Annotated in this window: 21 protein-coding genes and 3 pseudogenes; 23 read left to right on the forward strand and 1 reads right to left on the reverse strand. The window is 42.2% G+C overall.

The genetic code is table 11. From position 1 onward, the window contains the following. Window positions 1–61 precede the first annotated feature (61 nt). The 16 genes and pseudogenes from ACOMA9_RS01490 to ACOMA9_RS01565 all read left to right on the forward strand — a co-directional run bounded on the left by ACOMA9_RS01490 (window position 62) and on the right by ACOMA9_RS01565 (window position 15,003). Window positions 62–841, forward strand: coding sequence for a replication initiator protein A (locus ACOMA9_RS01490; RefSeq protein ID WP_040627765.1), 780 nt, complete (start codon window positions 62–64; stop codon window positions 839–841). Further along, window positions 838–1,689: an ATP-binding protein gene (locus ACOMA9_RS01495; RefSeq protein WP_018365309.1), complete on the forward strand. Its 852-nt coding sequence runs from the start codon at window positions 838–840 to the stop codon at window positions 1,687–1,689. Before ACOMA9_RS01490 ends, ACOMA9_RS01495 begins: the two co-directional genes overlap by 4 nt. Then, window positions 1,686–2,171, forward strand: coding sequence for a PcfB family protein (locus tag ACOMA9_RS01500; RefSeq protein ID WP_421424427.1), 486 nt, complete (start codon window positions 1,686–1,688; stop codon window positions 2,169–2,171). The genes ACOMA9_RS01495 and ACOMA9_RS01500 overlap by 4 nt, the downstream gene beginning before the upstream one ends. Beyond that, window positions 2,168–2,497, forward strand: a pseudogene (locus tag ACOMA9_RS01505) (VirD4-like conjugal transfer protein, CD1115 family); the annotation flags it as partial. The gene ACOMA9_RS01500 and the pseudogene ACOMA9_RS01505, both read left to right, overlap by 4 nt. A gap of 59 nt (window positions 2,498–2,556) precedes the next feature. Further along, a complete protein-coding gene (locus ACOMA9_RS01510) occupies window positions 2,557–4,395 on the forward strand; it encodes a DUF4368 domain-containing protein (RefSeq protein WP_421424430.1) in 1,839 nt (612 codons plus the stop codon). Between the two features lie 80 nt (window positions 4,396–4,475). Beyond that, window positions 4,476–4,658 (forward strand): transposase, encoded by a 183-nt coding sequence (locus ACOMA9_RS01515; protein WP_009428460.1) that lies wholly within the window; start codon window positions 4,476–4,478, stop codon window positions 4,656–4,658. A gap of 169 nt (window positions 4,659–4,827) precedes the next feature. Continuing rightward, window positions 4,828–5,445, forward strand: coding sequence for a DNA alkylation repair protein (locus ACOMA9_RS01520; protein WP_009429000.1), 618 nt, complete (start codon window positions 4,828–4,830; stop codon window positions 5,443–5,445). A gap of 128 nt (window positions 5,446–5,573) precedes the next feature. Beyond that, window positions 5,574–5,894, forward strand: a complete 321-nt coding sequence (locus ACOMA9_RS01525; protein WP_009429568.1) for a DUF3847 domain-containing protein — start codon at window positions 5,574–5,576, stop codon at window positions 5,892–5,894. Window positions 5,895–6,137: 243 nt separating this feature from the next. Continuing rightward, window positions 6,138–7,598, forward strand: a complete 1,461-nt coding sequence (mobQ, locus tag ACOMA9_RS01530) for a MobQ family relaxase (protein WP_009428357.1) — start codon at window positions 6,138–6,140, stop codon at window positions 7,596–7,598. A gap of 6 nt (window positions 7,599–7,604) precedes the next feature. After that, complete coding sequence (locus ACOMA9_RS01535; RefSeq protein ID WP_019117184.1) at window positions 7,605–8,657, forward strand: DMT family transporter; 1,053 nt, start codon at window positions 7,605–7,607, stop codon at window positions 8,655–8,657. Window positions 8,658–8,815: 158 nt separating this feature from the next. Further along, window positions 8,816–10,282 (forward strand): annotated as a pseudogene (locus ACOMA9_RS01540) (VirD4-like conjugal transfer protein, CD1115 family); the annotation flags it as partial. Window positions 10,283–10,446: 164 nt separating this feature from the next. Then, the gene (locus ACOMA9_RS01545) at window positions 10,447–10,758 is read left to right on the forward strand and encodes a single-stranded DNA-binding protein (protein ID WP_421424434.1); all 312 of its coding nucleotides are present in this window, start codon (window positions 10,447–10,449) and stop codon (window positions 10,756–10,758) included. A gap of 3 nt (window positions 10,759–10,761) precedes the next feature. Then, window positions 10,762–10,890, forward strand: a pseudogene (locus ACOMA9_RS01550) (Maff2 family mobile element protein); the annotation flags it as partial. Between the two features lie 657 nt (window positions 10,891–11,547). Then, the gene (tet(W), locus tag ACOMA9_RS01555) at window positions 11,548–13,467 is read left to right on the forward strand and encodes a tetracycline resistance ribosomal protection protein Tet(W) (protein WP_000691721.1); all 1,920 of its coding nucleotides are present in this window, start codon (window positions 11,548–11,550) and stop codon (window positions 13,465–13,467) included. An 81-nt stretch (window positions 13,468–13,548) separates the two neighbouring features. Next, window positions 13,549–14,004 carry an XRE family transcriptional regulator gene (locus ACOMA9_RS01560; RefSeq protein ID WP_001071126.1) on the forward strand — a complete coding sequence of 152 codons (456 nt, stop codon included), beginning with the start codon at window positions 13,549–13,551 and terminating at the stop codon, window positions 14,002–14,004. A gap of 255 nt (window positions 14,005–14,259) precedes the next feature. Beyond that, a complete protein-coding gene (locus ACOMA9_RS01565; RefSeq protein ID WP_106052388.1) occupies window positions 14,260–15,003 on the forward strand; it encodes a class I SAM-dependent methyltransferase in 744 nt (247 codons plus the stop codon). A gap of 41 nt (window positions 15,004–15,044) precedes the next feature. On the opposite strand, the gene ACOMA9_RS09775 is transcribed toward ACOMA9_RS01565, so the two are convergent. After that, complete coding sequence (locus ACOMA9_RS09775) at window positions 15,045–15,506, reverse strand: hypothetical protein (RefSeq protein WP_021659603.1); 462 nt, start codon at window positions 15,504–15,506, stop codon at window positions 15,045–15,047. 82 nt (window positions 15,507–15,588) lie between these two features. Here ACOMA9_RS09775 and ACOMA9_RS01575 point away from each other — a divergent pair, with 82 nt between their 5' ends. The 7 genes from ACOMA9_RS01575 (at window position 15,589) to ACOMA9_RS01605 (ending at window position 20,872) form a co-directional block, all read left to right on the forward strand. Beyond that, window positions 15,589–15,786, forward strand: a complete 198-nt coding sequence (locus tag ACOMA9_RS01575) for a helix-turn-helix domain-containing protein (protein ID WP_001909500.1) — start codon at window positions 15,589–15,591, stop codon at window positions 15,784–15,786. 131 nt (window positions 15,787–15,917) lie between these two features. Further along, the gene (locus ACOMA9_RS01580; protein WP_000841357.1) at window positions 15,918–16,109 is read left to right on the forward strand and encodes a hypothetical protein; all 192 of its coding nucleotides are present in this window, start codon (window positions 15,918–15,920) and stop codon (window positions 16,107–16,109) included. A 646-nt stretch (window positions 16,110–16,755) separates the two neighbouring features. Then, window positions 16,756–17,154 (forward strand): plasmid mobilization protein, encoded by a 399-nt coding sequence (locus ACOMA9_RS01585; RefSeq protein WP_001126628.1) that lies wholly within the window; start codon window positions 16,756–16,758, stop codon window positions 17,152–17,154. Further along, window positions 17,126–18,793 carry a relaxase/mobilization nuclease domain-containing protein gene (locus tag ACOMA9_RS01590; protein ID WP_009249723.1) on the forward strand — a complete coding sequence of 556 codons (1,668 nt, stop codon included), beginning with the start codon at window positions 17,126–17,128 and terminating at the stop codon, window positions 18,791–18,793. The genes ACOMA9_RS01585 and ACOMA9_RS01590 overlap by 29 nt, the downstream gene beginning before the upstream one ends. A gap of 10 nt (window positions 18,794–18,803) precedes the next feature. Beyond that, window positions 18,804–19,169, forward strand: coding sequence for a cysteine-rich VLP domain-containing protein (locus ACOMA9_RS01595; protein WP_446197452.1), 366 nt, complete (start codon window positions 18,804–18,806; stop codon window positions 19,167–19,169). 72 nt (window positions 19,170–19,241) lie between these two features. After that, window positions 19,242–20,036 (forward strand): replication initiator protein A, encoded by a 795-nt coding sequence (locus ACOMA9_RS01600; protein ID WP_001205019.1) that lies wholly within the window; start codon window positions 19,242–19,244, stop codon window positions 20,034–20,036. Further along, the gene (locus tag ACOMA9_RS01605; RefSeq protein WP_000200031.1) at window positions 20,033–20,872 is read left to right on the forward strand and encodes an ATP-binding protein; all 840 of its coding nucleotides are present in this window, start codon (window positions 20,033–20,035) and stop codon (window positions 20,870–20,872) included. Before ACOMA9_RS01600 ends, ACOMA9_RS01605 begins: the two co-directional genes overlap by 4 nt. Window position 20,873: the final 1 nt, after the last annotated feature.

Here is a 20,873-nt window from a genome sequence, read left to right on the forward strand (position 1 = left end):
GGCGATAGAAGAAAAACTATCGTCTTTTTCTTTGCAAATTTTTTGGGGAGGAGGTGAAGCGATGGACTTTGACTATTTCTATAACAGAGAAGCGGAAAGATTTAACTTCTTAAAAGTACCGGAGATATTAGTTGATGGAGAAGAATTTCGGGGCTTATCAGCAGAAGCAATTATCCTTTATTCCATGCTTCTGAAACGCACAGGAATGTCTTTTAAGAATAACTGGATAGACAAGGAAGGCAGAGTATTTATCTATTTTACTGTTGAAGAAATTATGAGAAGAAGAAATATCTCAAAGCCGACAGCTATAAAAACATTAGATGAACTCGATATGAAAAAAGGAATCGGACTGATTGAAAGAGTAAGGCTTGGGCTTGGTAAGCCGAATGTCATATATGTTAAAGACTTTATGAGCATATTAGCGGTAAAAGAAAATGACTTTCAGAAGTCAAAAAACTTAACTTCAGAAGTAAAAGATTTTAACCTCAGAAGTAAAGAAAATGAACTTCAGGAAGTTCAAAATCTTGACTCTAACTATATAGAGAATAATAAGAGTAAGTATAGTAAGAGAGAATATAGTTTTGGTGAAAACGGGCTTGGAACATTTCAAAATGTATTTTTAACGGCAGAAGATATATCCGATTTACAAATCATAATGAACTCACAGCTTGATAATTACATTGAGAGATTATCTGCATATATCAAAAGCACCGGAAAGACCTATAAGGACCATAAAGCGACAATCCTTTCTTGGTTTTATAAAGATCAGGGGAGAGGAAAAGAAGTGAAAACATCAAATATCCCGACATGGGAAGAATATGATAAAGGAGAACACCTATGATGAAAGAATTAGAAAAAGTAATGATAGAAGATGTAGAGTATTCTTACGATCCTGAAAAAGAATATATCAAGGATGGACACGCATTTTGTAAAGTTTGCCATGAAAGAAAAGACGGAAAAGTGATGGAGTTCTTTGATAACAAGATGATATTTAAGATTTCTTGCAAATGCGACAGAGATAGAGAGGAAAGAGAAAAAGAAAGACAAAAGCAGATGGAGATTGAACGATTAAAGAGTAGCTGCTTTAACTCGATTATTCAGTGGTCATACACATTTGAAAATTATCAGGGAGAAGAAAATCAAAGCCTTATCATTGCAAAGAACTTTGTAAAAGACTATGAGGAAATGAAAAAAGAAAATATCGGACTTCTTTTTTATGGCTCAGTAGGTAGCGGAAAGACCTATCTTGCCTGCTCCATTGCAAATAGCCTTATTGAACAGTATCAAATAGGCGTTAAAATAAGAAATTTTGCACAGATTATCAATGAGCTGCAAAAGGGAGGTTTTGATTTTGATAAGAACGCATATATTGAATCCCTTGTAAATACTTCCGTTCTGATTTTAGATGACTTGGGAATAGAAAGAGATACAAGCTATGCCAAAGAACAGGTATATAACATCGTGAATAACAGGTACTTAAAACAGAAACCGACTATCTTCACTACTAATCTTTCCTACGACACAATCCAAAATTGTAAGGATAGCGTAGAGTATCAAAGAATCTACTCAAGAATCATAGAGATGTGTATTCCTGTTATGGTTGTAGGAGAAGATTTTAGAAAGGTTATTCAAAAGGACAAACTGAATCGGAATAAGGACAGACTGCTGAATGGAGGTGAGAGAAGTTGATCAATGAAGAAATAGCAAGAAAAACGCTGAATATGGAAGTTAGAGCTGCTAAAGTAACAGGAAAGCTAATTCTGAACTTATTAAAGAAATTGATGAAAGAAGCAGAAAAACTTGGAGGACTTGAAAAGCTGGTTAATGCTAACGGAAATGAAGTAAAGCTAAAAGATATGGTTAAAAAAGGACAGCTTGAAGAAATTCCGGTTGAAGAAGCGGAGCTTAAGGAACTAAAAAAGGAACTTAATCGGTATGGGGTAAAGTTTTCAGTCATGAAAGATAAGGAAAGTGGGAAATACTCAGTATTCTTTCAAGCTAAAGATATGAAGGTTATGGATAAAGCATTTAAGCACGCTCTTTCAGAATCAGAAAAGAAAATGGAAAGGAAAGAATCTATCCATAAGAATATTGAGAAGTTCAAGGAGATGGCTAAAAACTCTGTTTCCAAAGATAAAGTTAAGAATAAACAAAAGGAGCAGAGCCTATGATAGATAAAATATTAAAGGACATCAAAGGCTTATTTAAGGTGCAAGATAAGGTAAAGTTTCTAAAGCAGAACATTCCCTATCTTGCATTTTTCTATATAGGTAATATCTTTTCACATCATGTAAGAGCATATATAGGTGGCGATATTATTGACAAAATTTTTCAAGGGATATTAGAGATTAATACGATGAGCTTTCTTCCAAGCCTTCATCCTACGGATATTATAATGGGCGTGGTAGTAGCTGTTTTAATCAAAATTATCGTATATGCCAAAGGGAAAAATGCTAAAAAGTTTAGACAGGGGAAAGAGTATGGCTCAGCAAGATGGGTTGCATAATATTAACTGAACAGGAGTGATATATAGACACAAAAAAGGAGGATAACGCCATGATGGAATATGCAACCAAAATCACAGCGCTATACTCCCGCCTTTCAGTTGGTGATGAGGACAGGGACGGTGGTGAAAGCAACAGTATTGTAAATCAAAAGGCATTTTTAGAGAGATATGCAAGACAGAACAAATTGATGAACATTCGCCACTATATCGACGATGATGAAAGCGGTAGGTTCTTTGACCGCTCCGCCTATACACAGATGATAAGCGATGTAGAAAGCGGAAAAATCGGCATTGTCATTATGAAAGATATGACAAGGTGGGGACGAGATTATCTCCAAGTGGGAAACGCTATGGAGATATTTAGAAGAAACAATGTACGCTTTATTGCCATCAACAATGGTATAGACAGCCAAGACCAAAATACATTAGAATTTGCACCCTTTATCAATATCATGTCAGAGTGGTACGCAAGGGACATCAGCAAGAAAGTCAAAACAGGCATTAAGACCAAAGGAGCAAGCGGAAAGCCTGTTGCAACAGAAGCCCCCTACGGCTATATAAAAGACCCTAACAACAAAGATTTTTGGATAGTCGATAAAGAAGCTGCCGAAGTCGTAAAACTCATTTTTAGACTGTTTATGGATGGGAAAAACAGAAATCAGATAGCCGTTTACTTGAAAGAGAAAGAAATACTAACCCCAACCTTTTATATGAAACAGCAAGACAGAGGAACGGCGAAAAACAGAAAGCTGAATGAAGAAAACCGTTATAACTGGAACAAAGCAACCCTAACACACATACTGAAAAGGCAGGAGTATTGTGGCGATGTAGTCAACTTCAAAACTGAAAAGCATTATAAAGATAAGCGAAACCATTATGTAGATAAAGACAAGTGGCAAATAATCCCTGATGTACACGAACCAATCATAGATAGAAGTACCTATGAAAATGTACAACGGATATTAAAAAATGCACCGGTAAAAAGACCAAACGGAGATGGAGAAATCCACCCATTATCGGGACTGATGTACTGTAAAGATTGCGGTACAAAAATGCACATACGCACCATACACAAGAACAATAAGGTACAGCATGTAACCTATTGCAGCGAATATGCCAAAGGAAAATCCAAACACCCGAAATGCCATTCTCCCCACCGTATTGATGTCGATGATGTGATGGAAAATCTCACAGAGGTTTTGCGAAAGATAGCTAAATTTTCATTAGAAAATAAAGAAGAATTTGAAGCCTTGATAAAAAATAGCCTTGCTGAAGAACAGACCGAAGAAATCAAGAAACAGAAAAAGCGTATACCACAAATCACAGACAGAATGGAACAGATAGAAAGAGTTATGAATAAGCTGTACGAGGATAATGCACTGGGAAATATCGAGCCGAAACGCTATGAACAGCTATCGGAAAAATATGCAGAAGAATATTACAGCTTAAAAGCAGAACAGGAGCAAATAGAGGAACGCTTATCCGAATTTGAAAACGCCAACCAAAGAGCAAAGAACTTTATCAAACTGGCAGAAAGCTACTCAGATTTTGAAGAACTTACCCCCACCGCCATCAATGAATTTATCAGTAAAATTGTAGTGCATGAAAGAGATGTCAAAAGAGCAAAATATGCCGTTCAGCGTATCGAAGTGTATTTCAACTATATCGGAAAATTTGAAAATGAACTTACAAAAGAGATAGAGCCGACAGAACAAGAAATGATACAGATGAGGGAAGAAATCGAAGAAGCCAAGAAAGAAAAAACAAGAGCATATCACAGGGCATATTCCAAAGAATACCGATCTAAAAATATTGACAAATTCAGAGAGTATGAACGGATAAAAGCACGAGAATATAGAGCAAGAAAGAAGCTACAAGCGGTAACCTAAAATTAAATATCAATCAAAATGAAAAGAGGTTTCCTAATTACAGGAAATCTTTTTTTGTGCAAGTAAAAAGGAGGAATTGAATGACAGAAAAACAAGAAGCACAGACTAAAGATGAACGAGCCATGTCCCGAAAACCTGATGGCATTTTAATAAAAAAGATTAGAGGAAAGACCTTTGTAAGCGAGATATATTTTGATAAAGAGAGCAAGGATACCTTTCAAGATAGGCTGTTAAAGATAGTGCAAGCGGAACGGAAAGAATAAAGGAAAAAGATAATTTTTGTATCTATCTTTTCTATTATTTTTCTGTATGTCCTGATAAATTCCTGAGGGCAAGTAGGAAATCTGACAGTGGAAAAAAACCATTGAAAATGGCATAATACTTTCAAATGATTTATAGAAAAATTAGAATTTGAAAGCGAGGTGAGTTCCTTTGAAAGAGTATATTGGGAGTTTAGAAAAAGAATTTTCTTTGATAGAAAATGGTTTCAAAGAGGAAGAAAAAAGAGCCTTAAACGATTATAAATCTAATGATAAAGAATATGTCAAGAAGTTGGCATTTTTAGCTTATAAATCTCACACATATCAAGTAAGAATGTACGGCGTATTTCTTTTTGGATACTTGTCAGAACAAAATGATATTCTGGCATTTATGAGAGATGAAGTTTCTAAAGATGATAATTGGAGAGTTCAAGAAGTATTAGCAAAGGCATTTGATGAATTTTGTAAAAAGACAGGGTATGAAAAAGCACTTCCAATCATTGATGAATGGTTAGAAAATAATAATTCGAATACGAGAAGAGCAGTTACAGAGGGGTTGAGAATATGGACGAGTAGACCATATTTCAAAGATAATCCGAATGAAGCTATTAGACGAATTGCCAACTTAAAAGAAGATGCGAGTGAATATGTTAGGAAATCAGTAGGAAATGCTTTAAGGGATATTAGCAAAAAATTTCCAGAGTTAATTAAAGTTGAACTTAATAACTGGAAGTTGGAAAGCAAAGAAATAAATCAAGTGTACAAGTTGGCAAGTAAACTTATTAGCTGACAACTCCCAGTTTTTATCTAACTTAAACAACTAAATACAAGCTGTAACATAGCAGTTCACAAAACAGTAAATCAAATCGGTTTACTGTTTTTTCTTTGCTCAAAATTAGAAAGAAAGGAAAACAGAAAATGAAAAACATAGATGAAAAAATTTTAATGGCAGAAGAAGAAATCAAGCAGTTACAAAACAAAAGAAAAAAGCTCATCAGTCAACAGAAACAGGAAGAACGAAAAAAGAGAGATAGACGCATTTATGAAAAAGGAGGAGTCTTTGAAAGTATCTTTACCGAAAGCAAGGATTTTACTAAAGATGAATTTTATCAGCTAATCACATTTCCGAATATAAAAGAAGAAGTCAATCAAAAAATCTTAAAAATCATAGAGAAGCGAGGACAAGGCGAAAATCAAAATACAGAAATGCAAGAGGAAGTAACGGGAACAGAGGAATAGTCCCTTGTTTACAAGGGCGCACATATACACCTTAACAGGTGCGTGCGTTCTCCGAAGGCTCTTAGCAGAGGGCATATCAGCTAACGCTGATACAGGGGGAGCTACACTCCCCTACGGAAATAAATTTCCTACCCCTTGTGTACTTCCCAAAAGAAATCGGATAAAAAGCTATCCGATTTTTTTAGGAAGTTCTATCTATCTCCACCATAACCATATCAGAAAATGGAAAGGAGGTTTTTTACTATGGCGATATATCATCTTTGCATAAAGATTATTTCAAGAGGTAAAGGCAAAAGTGCAGTAGCAGCTTCCGCCTATCGAAGTGGCGAGAAGATAAAAAACGAATATGACGGTATAGTCCATGACTTTACAAGAAAAGGTGGAATAGCCCATACAGAAATTCTTTTACCACAAAATGCACCACAGGAATTTTCAGATAGAGGGACATTATGGAATAGTGTTGAAAAAATAGAAAAGAGTAAAAACTCACAACTTGCAAGAGAAATTGAAGTAGCCTTACCCAAAGAATTAGACCGAGAGAAACAAATAAATCTTGTACGAGAATATGTAAAAGAAAATTTTGTAAAAGTAGGTATGTGTGCCGATATTGCAATACATGATAAAAATGATGGAAACCCACATTGTCATATATTACTTACCATGCGACCACTAAACGAGGATACAACATGGGGAGCAAAATCAAAAAAGGAATATATCCTTGATGAAAACGGAGAAAAAGTAAAACTCAAAAATGGAAATTACAAAACACGAAAAATCAATACAACAGATTGGAATGAGCAAGACAAAGCAGAAGAGTGGCGAAAAGCATGGGCAGATATCACAAACAAATATCTTGAAGAAAACAGCATACAGGAGAAAGTGGATCATCGCTCTTATCTAAGGCAAGGAATAGAACAAATACCGACCATTCATTTAGGAGTATCAGCAACACAAATGGAAAAGAAAGGCATATCCACAGACAGAGGATACATCAACAGAGAAATCATACATCAAAACAAGATATTAAAAGAAATCTCAAGAAGAATAAAGGCATTGCTAAATTGGATAAGGGGAATTGGAAAAGAAGAAAATACAGAAAATGAAAATACAAAGTTCACCCTCCCACTCAAAGAAAATTTGCAGTCAATCTTTGAAAATCTTATCCGTGAAAATGCAGATAAGAATAATGCTGATTTAGAAAAATATATTGAGAGTTATCAGCTACTCAAAGATAAAAATATCACTTCATTATCCCAGCTAAAAGAAAGTATAGTTACCTTACGAGATAAGAATTACAAGACCACAAGAGCCTTAAAAGATACCGAAAAGAAAGTTGATGATAAAACAAAACTCATAGACCAGTCAGAAAAATATTTGAAGCATAAGGACACCTACAAAGCCTATACCAAGACAAAGAAAAGCAAACAGGGGAATTTTTATAACGAGCATACGGCAGAAATTATTTTATTTGAAAGTGCTAAGAAATATTTGAAAGACCATTTAGGAGAAAGTAAAACCTTAGCCATCAGTAAATGGAAATCAGAACTTGCCACTTTGAAGAAAGAGAAAAAGAACCTATACAGTCAAATATTGGAGATACGAGAAGAAGTTGAACAGGCTGAAAAAGTTAAAACCTGTATAGAGCAAATAGAGGGACACGAAAAGCGACTATCACAGGTAAAGAGGAATGAGTTAGACCTATAAAACTAAGTGAAAAAATGGTATAATATTAAAAAAGATAGAAAGGGGGCTTTGACACTGAGTAAAAATAAAACAGCTACATTTTTTGCAATATTAGCAGCAGCATTATATGCAATCAATGTACCAATATCGAAAATATTATTAGCAAATGTGTCTCCGACAATGCTTGCCGGTTTTTTGTATTTAGGAGCAGGTGTTGGTATTGGGATATTACTTGGAATAAAGAAAACTCAAAACAAATTGACTGACGAAAAATGGCTTAATATAAATGATTTACCTTATACAATTGCAATGGTTGTTCTTGATATAGCAGCACCGATATTTCTGATGTTTGGCATTGCCAATACAAATTCTGCTAATGTCTCGTTAATTAATAACTTTGAAATTGTTGCAACATCGGTCATTGCCCTTTTGATTTTTAAGGAAAAAATTTCTAAAAGATTATGGATTGCTATTGTCCTTGTACTTTTATCAAGCGTCATTCTTAGCTTTGAGGGGATGGAAGCATTAGCACTGAATAAAGGTTCAATGTTTGTTTTATGTGCTTGTATTTGTTGGGGGATTGAGAATAATTGTACAAGAAGTATAAGTGATAAAAGTTCTGAGGAAATTGTGTTAATAAAAGGAATTTTCTCGGGTATTGGCAGTATTGTTATTGCTTTTATCATTGGAGAACATCTACCTGAAATACTATATATACTTGCGGTTATGTTACTTGGTTTTGTGGCATATGGTTTAAGTATAAATTTTTATATTATGGCACAAAAGAACTTGGGTGCAGCAAAAACAAGTGCATTTTATTCTATAGCACCATTTTTAGGAGTGGGATTTAGTTTTATTATTTTGGGTGAAAGACCAACAGTAAAATTTTATATCGCCCTCGGCATTATGATAATCAGCACATTGATTATGATAAAAGATACGCTTGGTAACGAAAAAATATATAATGGATATGTCCATACCCACCAGCATAAGCACGGAAAAGTAGTACATTCGCATGAGCATAGACATTTTATATTTAACCCTATGCATATACACAGTCATTCTCATGCAAACACATAAATGATTGGAAAATGGCTTAACTTATATAACCGTTAAGAAATAAGCATAATACAACAAAGAGAAACAGTGAATCAAAAAAGGTTTACTGTTTTTCTTTGCTTAAAAGTTAATACGGCTTACAGAAAGAGCGTCCATAAATATAAAAAGGTACTTGACAAAACGCTTCCTGGGGAACGAAAAAAGATATAGGGCCATATATGGATGAAAAGTTTCAAAACAATATCCTGCTTACGCAAACAGAACGATTAACCATGAATGGCAGACCGGCTAATCCTAAATATGCTCGTAACAAAAATGTGCTTGTAATCGGTGGATCAGGAAGTGGAAAAACGAGATTTTATGTAAAACCGAATCTTATGCAGATGCACTCGTCATATTGTGTAACCGATCCGAAAGGAACGATAGTCCTTGAGTGCGGCAAGATGCTTGAGGATAATGGCTATGAGATAAAAATCCTAAATACCATCAACTTCAAAAAGAGTATGAAGTACAATCCATTCGCCTATCTGAGAAGTGAAAAAGATATACTCAAATTGGTGCAGACAATCATTGCGAACACTAAGGGAGAGGGAGAAAAAGCAGGTGAGGATTTTTGGGTTAAAGCCGAGAAACTCTACTATACAGCTCTGATAGGTTATATATTTTATGAAGCTCCAAGAGAAGAAAAGAACTTTGCAACACTACTGGATATGATAGATGCTTCAGAAGTAAGAGAAGATGATGAAACCTATATGAATCCGATAGACAGACTCTTTGAAGCACTTGAAAAGAAAGAGCCTACACACTTTGCGGTGAAGCAATATAAAAAGTACAAATTGGCTGCCGGAAAAACAGCAAAGTCTATTCTTATTTCATGTGGTGCAAGGCTTGCTCCGTTTGATATTCAAGAGCTTAGGGACTTGATGAAAGAAGATGAACTTGAGCTTGATACCCTCGGAGATAGAAAAACAGCACTATTTGTTATCATCTCTGATACAGACGATACTTTTAACTTTGTAGTTTCCATTATGTACTCACAACTTTTTAATCTCTTATGTGATAAGGCAGATGATGTATATGGCGGACGATTACCTGTCCATGTGAGATGCTTGCTTGATGAATTTGCAAACATCGGCTTAATTCCAAAGTTTGAGAAACTTATAGCAACAATCCGTTCCAGAGAAATATCAGCAAGTATCATACTTCAAGCACAATCTCAGTTAAAGGCAATCTATAAGGATAATGCCGATACAATCGTAGGTAACTGTGATAGTACCTTGTTTCTTGGTGGCAAGGAGAAAACGACACTAAAAGAATTGTCTGAAACACTGGGAAAAGAAACGATAGATTTATATAACACATCGGAAACAAGGTCAAATCAAAAGAGCTTTGGACTTAATTACCAAAAGACAGGCAAAGAACTGATGAGTCAAGATGAGATTACTGTAATGGACGGTAGTAAATGTATCTTTCAGCTTAGAGGTGTCAGACCTTTTCTTTCAGATAAATACGATATTACAAAGCATAAGAACTATAGATTACTTGAGGACTATGATAAGAAGAATTTGTTTGACATAGAAAGCTATATGAAGCGAAAAGGAAAAGCAAAATTAAATAGAGAAACGGTTATAACAAGAATGCAGTAAGTCTTAAAAAGATTTGCTGTTTTTTTATTCAAAATCAGGAGGCAAGATGATAAGGATCAGAAGTCCCACTTAAAAGAAAACTAAATAGTAAGAGTATCAGCGATTGGAAAAGTAATACTTCTGGTCGCTTTTTTTATTGAAATGAAAAGGAGAAATTTAAAAAGATGAAACAAGAAATGATTAACATCAACGCCAACTTAGTGGCGGAACCAACTTTTTCAAACTTTGAAAAAGACGGAGAAATGGTAGAAGTTGCAAACTTCACGCTTGTAAAAAAGTACGGTAAAGGCAAGGAGTACATCAACTGTGCAGCCTATGGAGAAAAAGCAGAGAAGGCAAATGACTTTGAAAAAGGTGATTTAATCCACATCTTTGGCTACTTTAAGAAGCGTGAAAAAGAGGGAAAGACTTACAAAAACTTTGTAGTGAAGTCCTACAACAAAATTGAAAAGAAAGAAGAAAATGAGGAGGAATAACTTATGGCATTTTTTACACAGGCAGTTAATGTATTAAAGATTTTGGTTATGGCAGTAGGTGCAGGACTTGGAGCATGGGGCGTTATCAACTTGATGGAAGGATATGGTAATGACAATCCCGGTGCTAATGCTCATGTACGGTAAAGAAGCAAGCAACCGAAAACAATAGATAGACCGCCAGCACTACACTATTCCGAACCAAAGACCAAAAGATAAGCATTTTGAGAAAATCTAAACTTTTGGATTTTCCTACAATGCCGACTACGGCGGAATCCCTCCCACTCCTTATATATTTCTTTCTGTATACATTGAATTTGTATTTAGTAAAATGCAGACAACACCACGGATCGGCTTTTGGCTGGACAATTCCAACCAAACACCGCAGCAGACAGTAGAAACCATTCTGAACGTTAGGAAGCCGGTATGATTGTTACATATAAGGGGAAGAAAAATTTCTTTTAGATACTTGTTTTCCTAAAACTGATGTGATATAATAATTCAATTCCAGAAAAGGAGTAAAAAATATGCGGCAAGGTATTCTTAAATAAAACTATAATCAAATAGTGGGAACAAAGGATTATGATAGTCCCTTTTGTAGGGGCTTAGTTTTTTGTACCCAATTTAAGAATACTTTTGCCTTATCAATTTTGACATATCCCCAAAAACAGCACTCACAAACAGGTGTATGCTGTATATGTGTATGTCCGCAAATTATCATCCCCAGTGGTAAAAGTATTTTACTGCTGGGGATTTTTATGCCCTTCGGGGCAGTAAAGGGAGGACAATCACATGAAAATAATCAATATTGGAATTCTTGCCCATGTAGACGCTGGAAAGACGACCTTGACGGAGAGCCTGCTATATGCCAGCGGAGCCATTTCAGAACCGGGGAGCGTCGAAAAAGGGACAACGAGGACGGACACCATGTTTTTGGAGCGGCAGCGTGGGATTACCATTCAAGCGGCAGTCACTTCCTTCCAGTGGCACAGATGTAAAGTCAACATTGTGGATACGCCCGGCCACATGGATTTTTTGGCGGAGGTGTACCGCTCTTTGGCTGTTTTAGATGGGGCCATCTTGGTGATCTCCGCTAAAGATGGCGTGCAGGCCCAGACCCGTATTCTGTTCCATGCCCTGCGGAAAATGAACATTCCCACCGTTATCTTTATCAACAAGATCGACCAGGCTGGCGTTGATTTGCAGAGCGTGGTTCAGTCTGTTCGGGATAAGCTCTCCGCCGATATTATCATCAAGCAGACGGTGTCGCTGTCCCCGGAAATAGTCCTGGAGGAAAATACCGACATAGAAGCATGGGATGCGGTCATCGAAAATAACGATAAATTATTGGAAAAGTATATCGCAGGAGAACCAATCAGCCGGGAAAAACTTGTGCGGGAGGAACAGCGGCGGGTTCAAGACGCCTCCCTGTTCCCGGTCTATTATGGCAGCGCCAAAAAGGGCCTTGGCATTCAACCGTTGATGGATGCGGTGACAGGGCTGTTCCAACCGATTGGGGAACAGGGGAGCGCCGCCCTATGCGGCAGCGTTTTCAAGGTGGAGTATACAGATTGCGGCCAGCGGCGTGTCTATCTACGGCTATACAGCGGAACGCTGCGCCTGCGGGATACGGTGGCCCTGGCCGGGAGAGAAAAGCTGAAAATCACAGAGATGCGTATTCCATCCAAAGGGGAAATTGTTCGGACAGACACCGCTTATCCGGGTGAAATTGTTATCCTTCCCAGCGACAGCGTGAGGTTAAACGATGTATTAGGGGACCCAACCCGGCTCCCTCGTAAAAGGTGGCGTGAGGACCCCCTCCCCATGCTGCGGACGTCGATTGCGCCGAAAACGGCAGCGCAAAGAGAACGGCTGCTGGACGCTCTTACGCAACTTGCGGATACTGACCCGCTTTTGCGCTGCGAGGTGGATTCCATCACCCATGAGATCATTCTTTCTTTTTTGGGCCGGGTGCAGTTGGAGGTTGTTTCCGCTTTGCTGTCGGAAAAATACAAGCTTGAAACAGTGGTAAAGGAACCCACCGTCATTTATATGGAGCGGCCGCTCAAAGCAGCCAGCCACACCATCCATATCGAGGTGCCGCCCAACCCGTTTTGGGCATCCATCGGACTGTCTGTTACACCACTCCCGCTTGGCTCCGGTGTACAATACGAGAGCCGGGTTTCGCTGGGATACTTGAACCAGAGTTTTCAAAACGCTGTCAGGGATGGTATCCGTTACGGGCTGGAGCAGGGCTTGTTCGGCTGGAACGTAACGGACTGTAAGATTTGCTTTGAATACGGGCTTTATTACAGTCCGGTCAGCACGCCGGCGGACTTCCGCTCATTGGCCCCGATTGTATTGGAACAGGCATTGAAGGAATCAGGGACGCAACTGCTGGAACCTTATCTCTCCTTCACCCTCTATGCGCCCCGGGAATATCTTTCCAGGGCTTATCATGATGCACCGAAATACTGTGCCACCATCGAAACGGTCCAGGTAAAAAAGGATGAAGTTGTCTTTACTGGCGAGATTCCCGCCCGCTGTATACAGGCATACCGTACTGATCTGGCCTTTTACACCAACGGGCAGAGCGTATGCCTTACAGAACTGAAAGGGTATCAGGCCGCTGTCGGCAAGCCAGTCATCCAGCCCCGCCGTCCAAACAGCCGCCTGGACAAGGTGCGCTATATGTTTCAGAAGATAATGTAACGTCTTGCGCAATGCAAGCGTTCATTGCTGGCTATTGCGAAATATCATTGATAAAATCAGTATCAGAGAGGAGAAACTATTTTGAACCAGGAACAGACGAATATTACAACAGGAAAGCAAATACGTCATCTGCGAACACAATTGGGAATGACACAGGAAGAACTAGCCGGGGAATTGAATGTTACCCGGCAGGCACTATCGAATTGGGAGAGAGATGTTAATGAACCCGATTTAAATATGTTGAAAAAAATTTGCTTTCTTTTTGGAGTCAACATGGACGATTTTGCGAAGGAGGTAATAACAAAGATGGAAACATATGAAAAAAAGGAGAAACGACAATTTAATAAGTACGATATGGCAATTGGACTTTTTTATGGTGTTGGTATATTTCTTGGCATTGGTATTTTCTTTGTTGGCGGTTTTATGACAATGTCAGGTGCAGGGTGGGGAGCATCACTATTTGGCGGTGGCTGTTTTTCTCTTGTATTTGGCTTGATATGCCATGCAGTTATTACATTGAGAAGAAATGACAAATGATGACATATCCTGCTTTCTATACTTTTCGGTAATACCGAGTAAAAAAAGCCGCTGCTTTTGGCTTTCCAATAGCGGCGGCTTAATGCAAGCGGCGGCAAAGGGAAATATCCTTTGAATACCTTACAGAAGAAAAGTTTTGCAGCATTACAAAAATAAAAGCCTATACCATTTTGGAAAGAAAAGATACATAATAGTCAAGACGACAACAATCAGAAGTTATGGAGGGTAACAATGGAATATAGTAAGGAAGATTTAATGGAAGCAAAAAAGCAAATTTTGGGAGTGGGAGAGAACATGGGAACAGAGGAAAGTAAAAAAATCTGGGAGGAGAACGCACAATTTTGGGATAATGCAATGGGTGACGAATCTAATGAATTTCACAGAGAGGTAGTGCGCCCCAAAGTAACGGAACTTCTATCTCCTAATCCTGCGGATTACATTTTGGATATTGCGTGTGGCAATGGAAATTATTCTTCGTATCTTGCACAAAGAGGTGCTTCGGTTGTCGCTTTTGATTACAGCAAAAAAATGATAGAATTGGCTAAAAGACGGCAATCACAATATGCAAAACAAATTGAATTTTGTGTGGCGGATGCGACCGATAGAAAAAGTATATTAGAATTAAAAAGAAATCGAGCCTTTACGAAAGCAGTTTCTAATATGGCAATTATGGATATTACGGACATTGAACCACTTCTTATGGCTGTTTATGAACTGTTGCAGGAAAGCGGAATTTTTGTCTTTGCAACGCAACACCCTTGTTTTGTCACGTTGACTGAAAAATATATGACACCGCACAGTTACTATGATATAGCGATTGAAGGGCAACCGAAAGAGCAGATTTATTATCATCGTTCCATACAAGATATTTTTAACCTTTGTTTTAGAGCTGGATTTGTCATTGATGGATTTTATGAAGAATGTTTCAAAACCAACAAAGAAATTCCTATGGTAATGATAGTAAGGCTTAAGAAGGTAAAACGTGATAGCTTAAAATAAATTCAAGTTTGTCGGGTAAATAGCAAACCCAGCCGAGCCAGTCAACGATAAAATGAACGCCGCTTCGCGCCGTCGTTGACAGCCCCGCCCGTCTTTGCTGGTAGGCAATCAAGGGGCGACAGCAAGGAGTACTGCCGCCCCGCACTATTATTCAGAGAGGGGGAATTTCCATGACCGAAGATGAAGCCTACAAGGTGCATATCCAGTACACATTCAATGCCTTTTGCAAGGTAGTCATTCGTCACGCAGCCATAGATAAAATCTTGAAGCTGCGCCGGAGGTGGGAACGGGAAGTTTCCCTTGATTATCTGATGAGTGAAAAGTTTGTCCAGCTTGCCGAGCCGGAGTAGCTTGAAGAATATCTTTTTACCGCCTGCGGCCAGACCGCCGTTCTGTATCATGCGGAGCTTGCCGCCGCCCTTGCCCTTTTGCCGGAGCAGACGCAGGAAGAAATTTTTCGTTACTATTTCCTGCGCCAGCCGCAGCGAGTGATCGGCGTACATATTGGCCGGACACGCAGCACAGCGGGGCGGCATATCCGGCTTGCCTTGCAGCGGTTAAGGCGGCTCATGGAGGGAAATGACTATGAGTAAACTTCTCCCCTATGAAACAATCGTCAAAGCCCATGAGGGCGACCCGGACGCAATCGACACCATTCTTTCCCACTATGCCGGATATATCCGCTACTGTTCCAAAGTACACGGGAAAGTCAACGCCGAAGTTGAGGAACATATAAAGCAACAGCTCATTGCCGCCCTGTTCAAATTTCGCTTTGACCGATAAACAAAGAACAAACACTGGCTGTCATTAGCGGTTTCACTCCAGCCAGTTTACAATTCATCTATTCCTAAAGGAAGCAGGTCATAGTATAATAGAACCAACGACAAATATACTTTTAGGGGAGATATAGCAATATGAAAAGTAATAAATACTTAACTATTGGCTTATTAACAGGATTTATTGTCGGTGGTTGCATAGGTGTGTTGGCATGGGCGTTTTTGCAAAATCTTTTTGCTATTTCTATTTGTGCAGGTATCGGAATGTTGATTGGAATTGTTATAGGTACATTGATTGATTATGAAAAAAATAATCATCAAGAGAAATAGAAAAAATGCACAATGCCTTAAAGGGAAAACAGGAATTTATTGTGCTATCCATCATCGGGCCAACCTGACCTGAACTTTCAAAACTGAATATCCACCGCCCATCGGCGGCCAGCGAAAGCAGTAAGTCTGAAAAAGATTTGCTGCTTTTTTCTTTATCCGTTTGGCAAAATCGCAAAGTCATCCGTAGTAGGTAGGTGAAGCCGGAAACAAAAAATTTTCTGCGGCGGTAGCCAAATCTGCATTTTCTGTATTTCTAAGGCAAAGGAAAATTTGAGAAAATTCCCGGCAAGCGGGTAGCTGGCGGCCTTTGAAATGTATCTTTAGCGGAAAGAAAGAACTGCGGGTAAAAATCGCCCCACGCCGTAAGATTTTTGCAGAAATCCGGCCAAAACAGGCGGCAGCTATACGAGTAGTAAGTGCAAGGGGAAATCTACGGCTTACTTAGAGCAAGTTTCTACCACGGTGCCAAAATCCGCAATTCTGCGGTTTTGCCCCTCGCGGGAAACTTGTTGGGGAGTGCCTTCCCCAAACCCTGCTATGCGGCTTACGCCGCAAAAATATTTCTGTCCGGCAGACAGGAAATGCCCCGAAAATAGCTAACAGACCAGCCCATTTTTTGTGATAAGTGAAAGGAGGTTTACAGCCCATGCCGAAGCGATACAACACCCCCCACCGCAGCCATGTTGTGAAAACCCGGCTGACCGATGAAGAATACGCCGACTTCACAGAACGGCTTGCGCCCTATGGTATCAGTCAGTCCGAATTTCTCCGGCAGGCCATCCGGCGCACTACCATACGCCCCGTACTCCATGTGTCGTCAGTCAATGACGAGCTGCTCTCCGCTGTCGGGAAGCTCACAGCCGAGTACGGCAGGATTGGCGGCAATCTCAACCAGATTGCCCGCACCCTCAACGAGTGGCATAGCCCCTACCCGGCTATGGCAAAGGAATTGCGGGAAGCGGCCGCCGACCTTGCCGCCCTCAAGTATGAAGTCCTAAAGAAAGTAGGTGACGCCGTTGGCAACACTCAAGCATTTAGGCTCTAAGAACGCCGACTACGGAGCCGCCGAACAATACCTGCTCTTTGAGCATGACGAATTTACTATGAAGCCCGTCCTTGATGAAAACGGCAGGCTTATCCCCCGTGAGGATTATCGCTTGTCCACGCTGAACTGCGGCGGCGAGGATTTTGCCGTTGCGTGTATGCGCTCCAATCTCCGCTATGAGAAAAATCAGCGGCGGGAGGATGTGAAAAGCCACCACTATATCATCAGCTTTGACCCACGGGACGGGCCGGACAACGGCCTGACCGTAGACCGGGCGCAGGCGTTGGGGGAGCAATTCTGTAAAGAGCATTTCCCCGGCCATCAGGCCCTTGTCTGCACCCACCCGGACGGGCATAACCACAGCGGCAACATCCATGTGCATATCGTCATTAACAGCCTGCGGATAGAGGAAGTGCCGTTCCTGCCCTACATGGACAGGCCAGCGGACACGAAAGCCGGGTGCAAGCACCGCTGCACCGACGCAGCCCTACGCTACTTCAAGTCCGAGGTCATGGAGATGTGCCACCGGGAAGGACTTTACCAAATCGACCTCTTGAACGGCAGCAAGAACCGTGTCACAGACCGGGAATATTGGGCGCAGAAAAAGGGACAGGCCGCACTGGACAAGCAGAACGCCCCCATGATTGCAGGCGGTATCACGCCCCGGCAGACCAAGTTTGAAACGAACAAGGAGAAGCTGCGGCAGACCCTACGGAAAGCCCTTGCCACCGCTGCCAGCTTTGACGAGTTTTCCTCTCTGCTGTTGCGGGAGGGTGTGACCGTCAAGGAGAGCCGGGGGCGGCTGTCCTACCTCACGCCAGACAGGACGAAGCCTATCACCGCCCGGAAGCTGGGCGGCGACTTTGACCGCACCGCCGTCCTTGCCGTTTTGGAGCAGAACGCCCAGAGGGGCGTAACGGTTCGCTACACCCCGCAGCACCAAGCCGCCAGAGCCGCCGAACAGACCGCAGCCATACCCGAATACCTACACGCCGGGAAAGGCCGCTTACAGGGCGAAAAGACAGGGAAAATCGACCCCAGACAGGACAGTGTGCAGCGGCTTGTGGACATTGAGCAGAAGATGGCCGAGGGCAAGGGCAAAGGCTATGAACGATGGGCGAAGATACACAATCTGAAACAGGCCGCCAAGACCCTGACCATCTACCAACAGTACGGCTTTTCTTCCCCGGAACAGCTTGAAGCCGCCGTTGCTACCGCCTATCAGGAAATGCGCCAGACCAGCGGCGAACTGAAAGCACTGGAAACGAAGCTGCAAGGGAAAAGGGAGTTGCGGCAACAGGTACTTGCCTATGCCAAGACCAAGCCCATCCGCGAGGGGCTGAAAGCGCAGAAATCCGAGAAAGCCCGCGCCGCATACCGCCAGGCAAACGAGAGCGATTTTATCATAGCCGAAGCCGCCGCCCGGTATTTCAAGGCACAGGGGCTTACCAAGCTGCCCGGCCGAAAAGCGTTGCAGGCCGAGATCGAGCAGCTTATCTCCGAGAAAGACGGCCTGTACAACACCTATCACGAACAGAAGCAGCGGTTCAGGGAGTTGCAGACCGTCAAGCGGAACATCGACCAGATTTTGCGCCGGGAAGAGCCGCACCGCAGAAAGGAGCAGAGCCATGAACGATAAGCCGTCCCGCATGGACTACCGCCAGCACCAGGCAGCCCGCCGCCTTGTGCATGAGTGCTGTAACTACGACGAGGGGAACTGCCTGCTGTTAGACGACGGGGAGCCTTGCGTGTGCGTCCAGAGCATTTCCTATTCCCTCATGTGCCGCTGGTTCCGTGTGGCTGTCCTGCCCCTTGACGGGGAGCTGGCCGCAGCCCTCTTGTACCGGGGGAGCCGGAAACGCTGCGCGGTCTGCGGGGCGGCCTTTGTCCCCAAATCCAACCGGGGGAAATACTGCCCCGGCTGCGCCGGGTGCATGAAGAAACGCAAAGCCGCCGAGAGAAAGCGGAAACAAAGGCAGAAATGTCACGCTTTAGAGCCTTTCAAACCCGCATAAATCAAGGCTTTTTTCGTGGGTGTCAAAGGGTATGCGATACATTTATCCTTTCCCCCCGGAAATGCCGTCCTAATGCGTGACAAAGCCCAAAAACGACACAACACAGAGGGAGGTGATACTATCGCTGATTATATCAGGGCAGACACCACGCTGCCCGCCTATCTTCCATACCCCCGTTTCCTGCTGAAAATGGAGATTTCACAGACCGCCAAGCTGCTGTATGCGCTTTTATTAGACCGCTCCACCCTGTCACAGAAGAACGGCTGGCAGGACGGCGAGGGCAGGATATTCATTGTCTACCCCGTTGCGGAGATAGCGGAAATGCTGGACAAGGGTTGTACCGCCATCAAGGGAGCCTTGAAAGAACTGGACGCAGCCGGGCTTTTAGAACGGGAACGGCGGGGCTTCTCCGCACCCAATCGGCTTTATGTGAAAGTGCCGCCTGTCCCAGTGGTACGGTTTTCCGACCAACTGATGGCCGGAAAAGCGACCCTCATACAGTCGGAAAAGCGACCTTATGACGGTCGGAAAACCGACCCTATGATGGTCGGAAAACCGACCCCTAACAAAACTAATATAAACAACTTAATAGAGAACCAAACAATGAGAGCGAGTGGGGAGCCGCCCACAGCTTATGGCCGATATGAGAATATTTTTCTGTCAAAGGACGAATATGACGAGTTACAGGCAGAATACCCGGACAGGCTGGAACGGCTGATTGAGGAAATGAGCCATTACCTTGCCGCCAGCGGGAAAGCCTACCAGAATTATGCCGCCGCCTTGCACAGATGGGCGGCCAATGACAAAAAGGGAGCCGTAAAACAGGGCATCCCCGACTATACCTGTATGGAGGGAGAAAGCTTATGACAAGTGAAATCAAAGATATTTTGGAGAACATGACAACCGCCGCCCCGGAGATGGAGGACTATATCGGCGAGGACGGACTGCTTTACTGCGGAAAGTGCCATACGCCGAAAGAAGCCTACTTCCCGGAGGGTAAGGAGCTGTTTGGCCGTGACCGCCACCCGGCAGAGTGCGACTGCCAGAGAGCCGCCCGTGAGCAGCGGCAGGCCGCCGAGGAACACCGCCGCCATGTGGAAGCCGTGGAAAATCTGAAACAGAGGGCTTTTGCCGACTCAGCCATGCAGCAATGGACATTCGAGAACGACAACGGCAGAAACCCGCAGACCGGGATTGCCCGGCGGTATGCGGAGCATTGGGAAGAAATGCAGGCCGAAAACATCGGCTGCCTGTTCTGGGGGAACGTCGGCAACGGGAAAAGCTACCTTGCGGGCTGTATCGCAAACGCCCTCATGGAGAAAGAAGTCCCCGTATATATGACGAACTTCGCCGTTATCCTGGGCGACCTCTCTCCCGGCTTTACAGGCCGGAATGAGTATATTTCCCGCCTTTGCCGCTATCCGCTGCTTATCATTGACGACTTCGGCATGGAGCGTGGCACCGACTATGGACTGGAACAGGTATTCCATGTGATTGATACCCGATACCGCAGCAACAAGCCGCTGATCGCCACCACCAACCGCCCGCTGGACGAGTTGAAAAAGCCGACAGACACGGCCCATTCCCGGATTTATGACCGACTGCTGTCCATGTGCGTCCCGATACGCTTTACTGGCGTCAACTTCCGGCAGGAAACCGCAAAGCGGAAAATGGAAACCATGAAGAAACTGCTGGCTGAATGAA

Source organism: Streptococcus atopicus (assembly GCF_049166725.1).
GTDB lineage: Bacteria > Bacillota > Bacilli > Lactobacillales > Streptococcaceae > Streptococcus > Streptococcus hominis.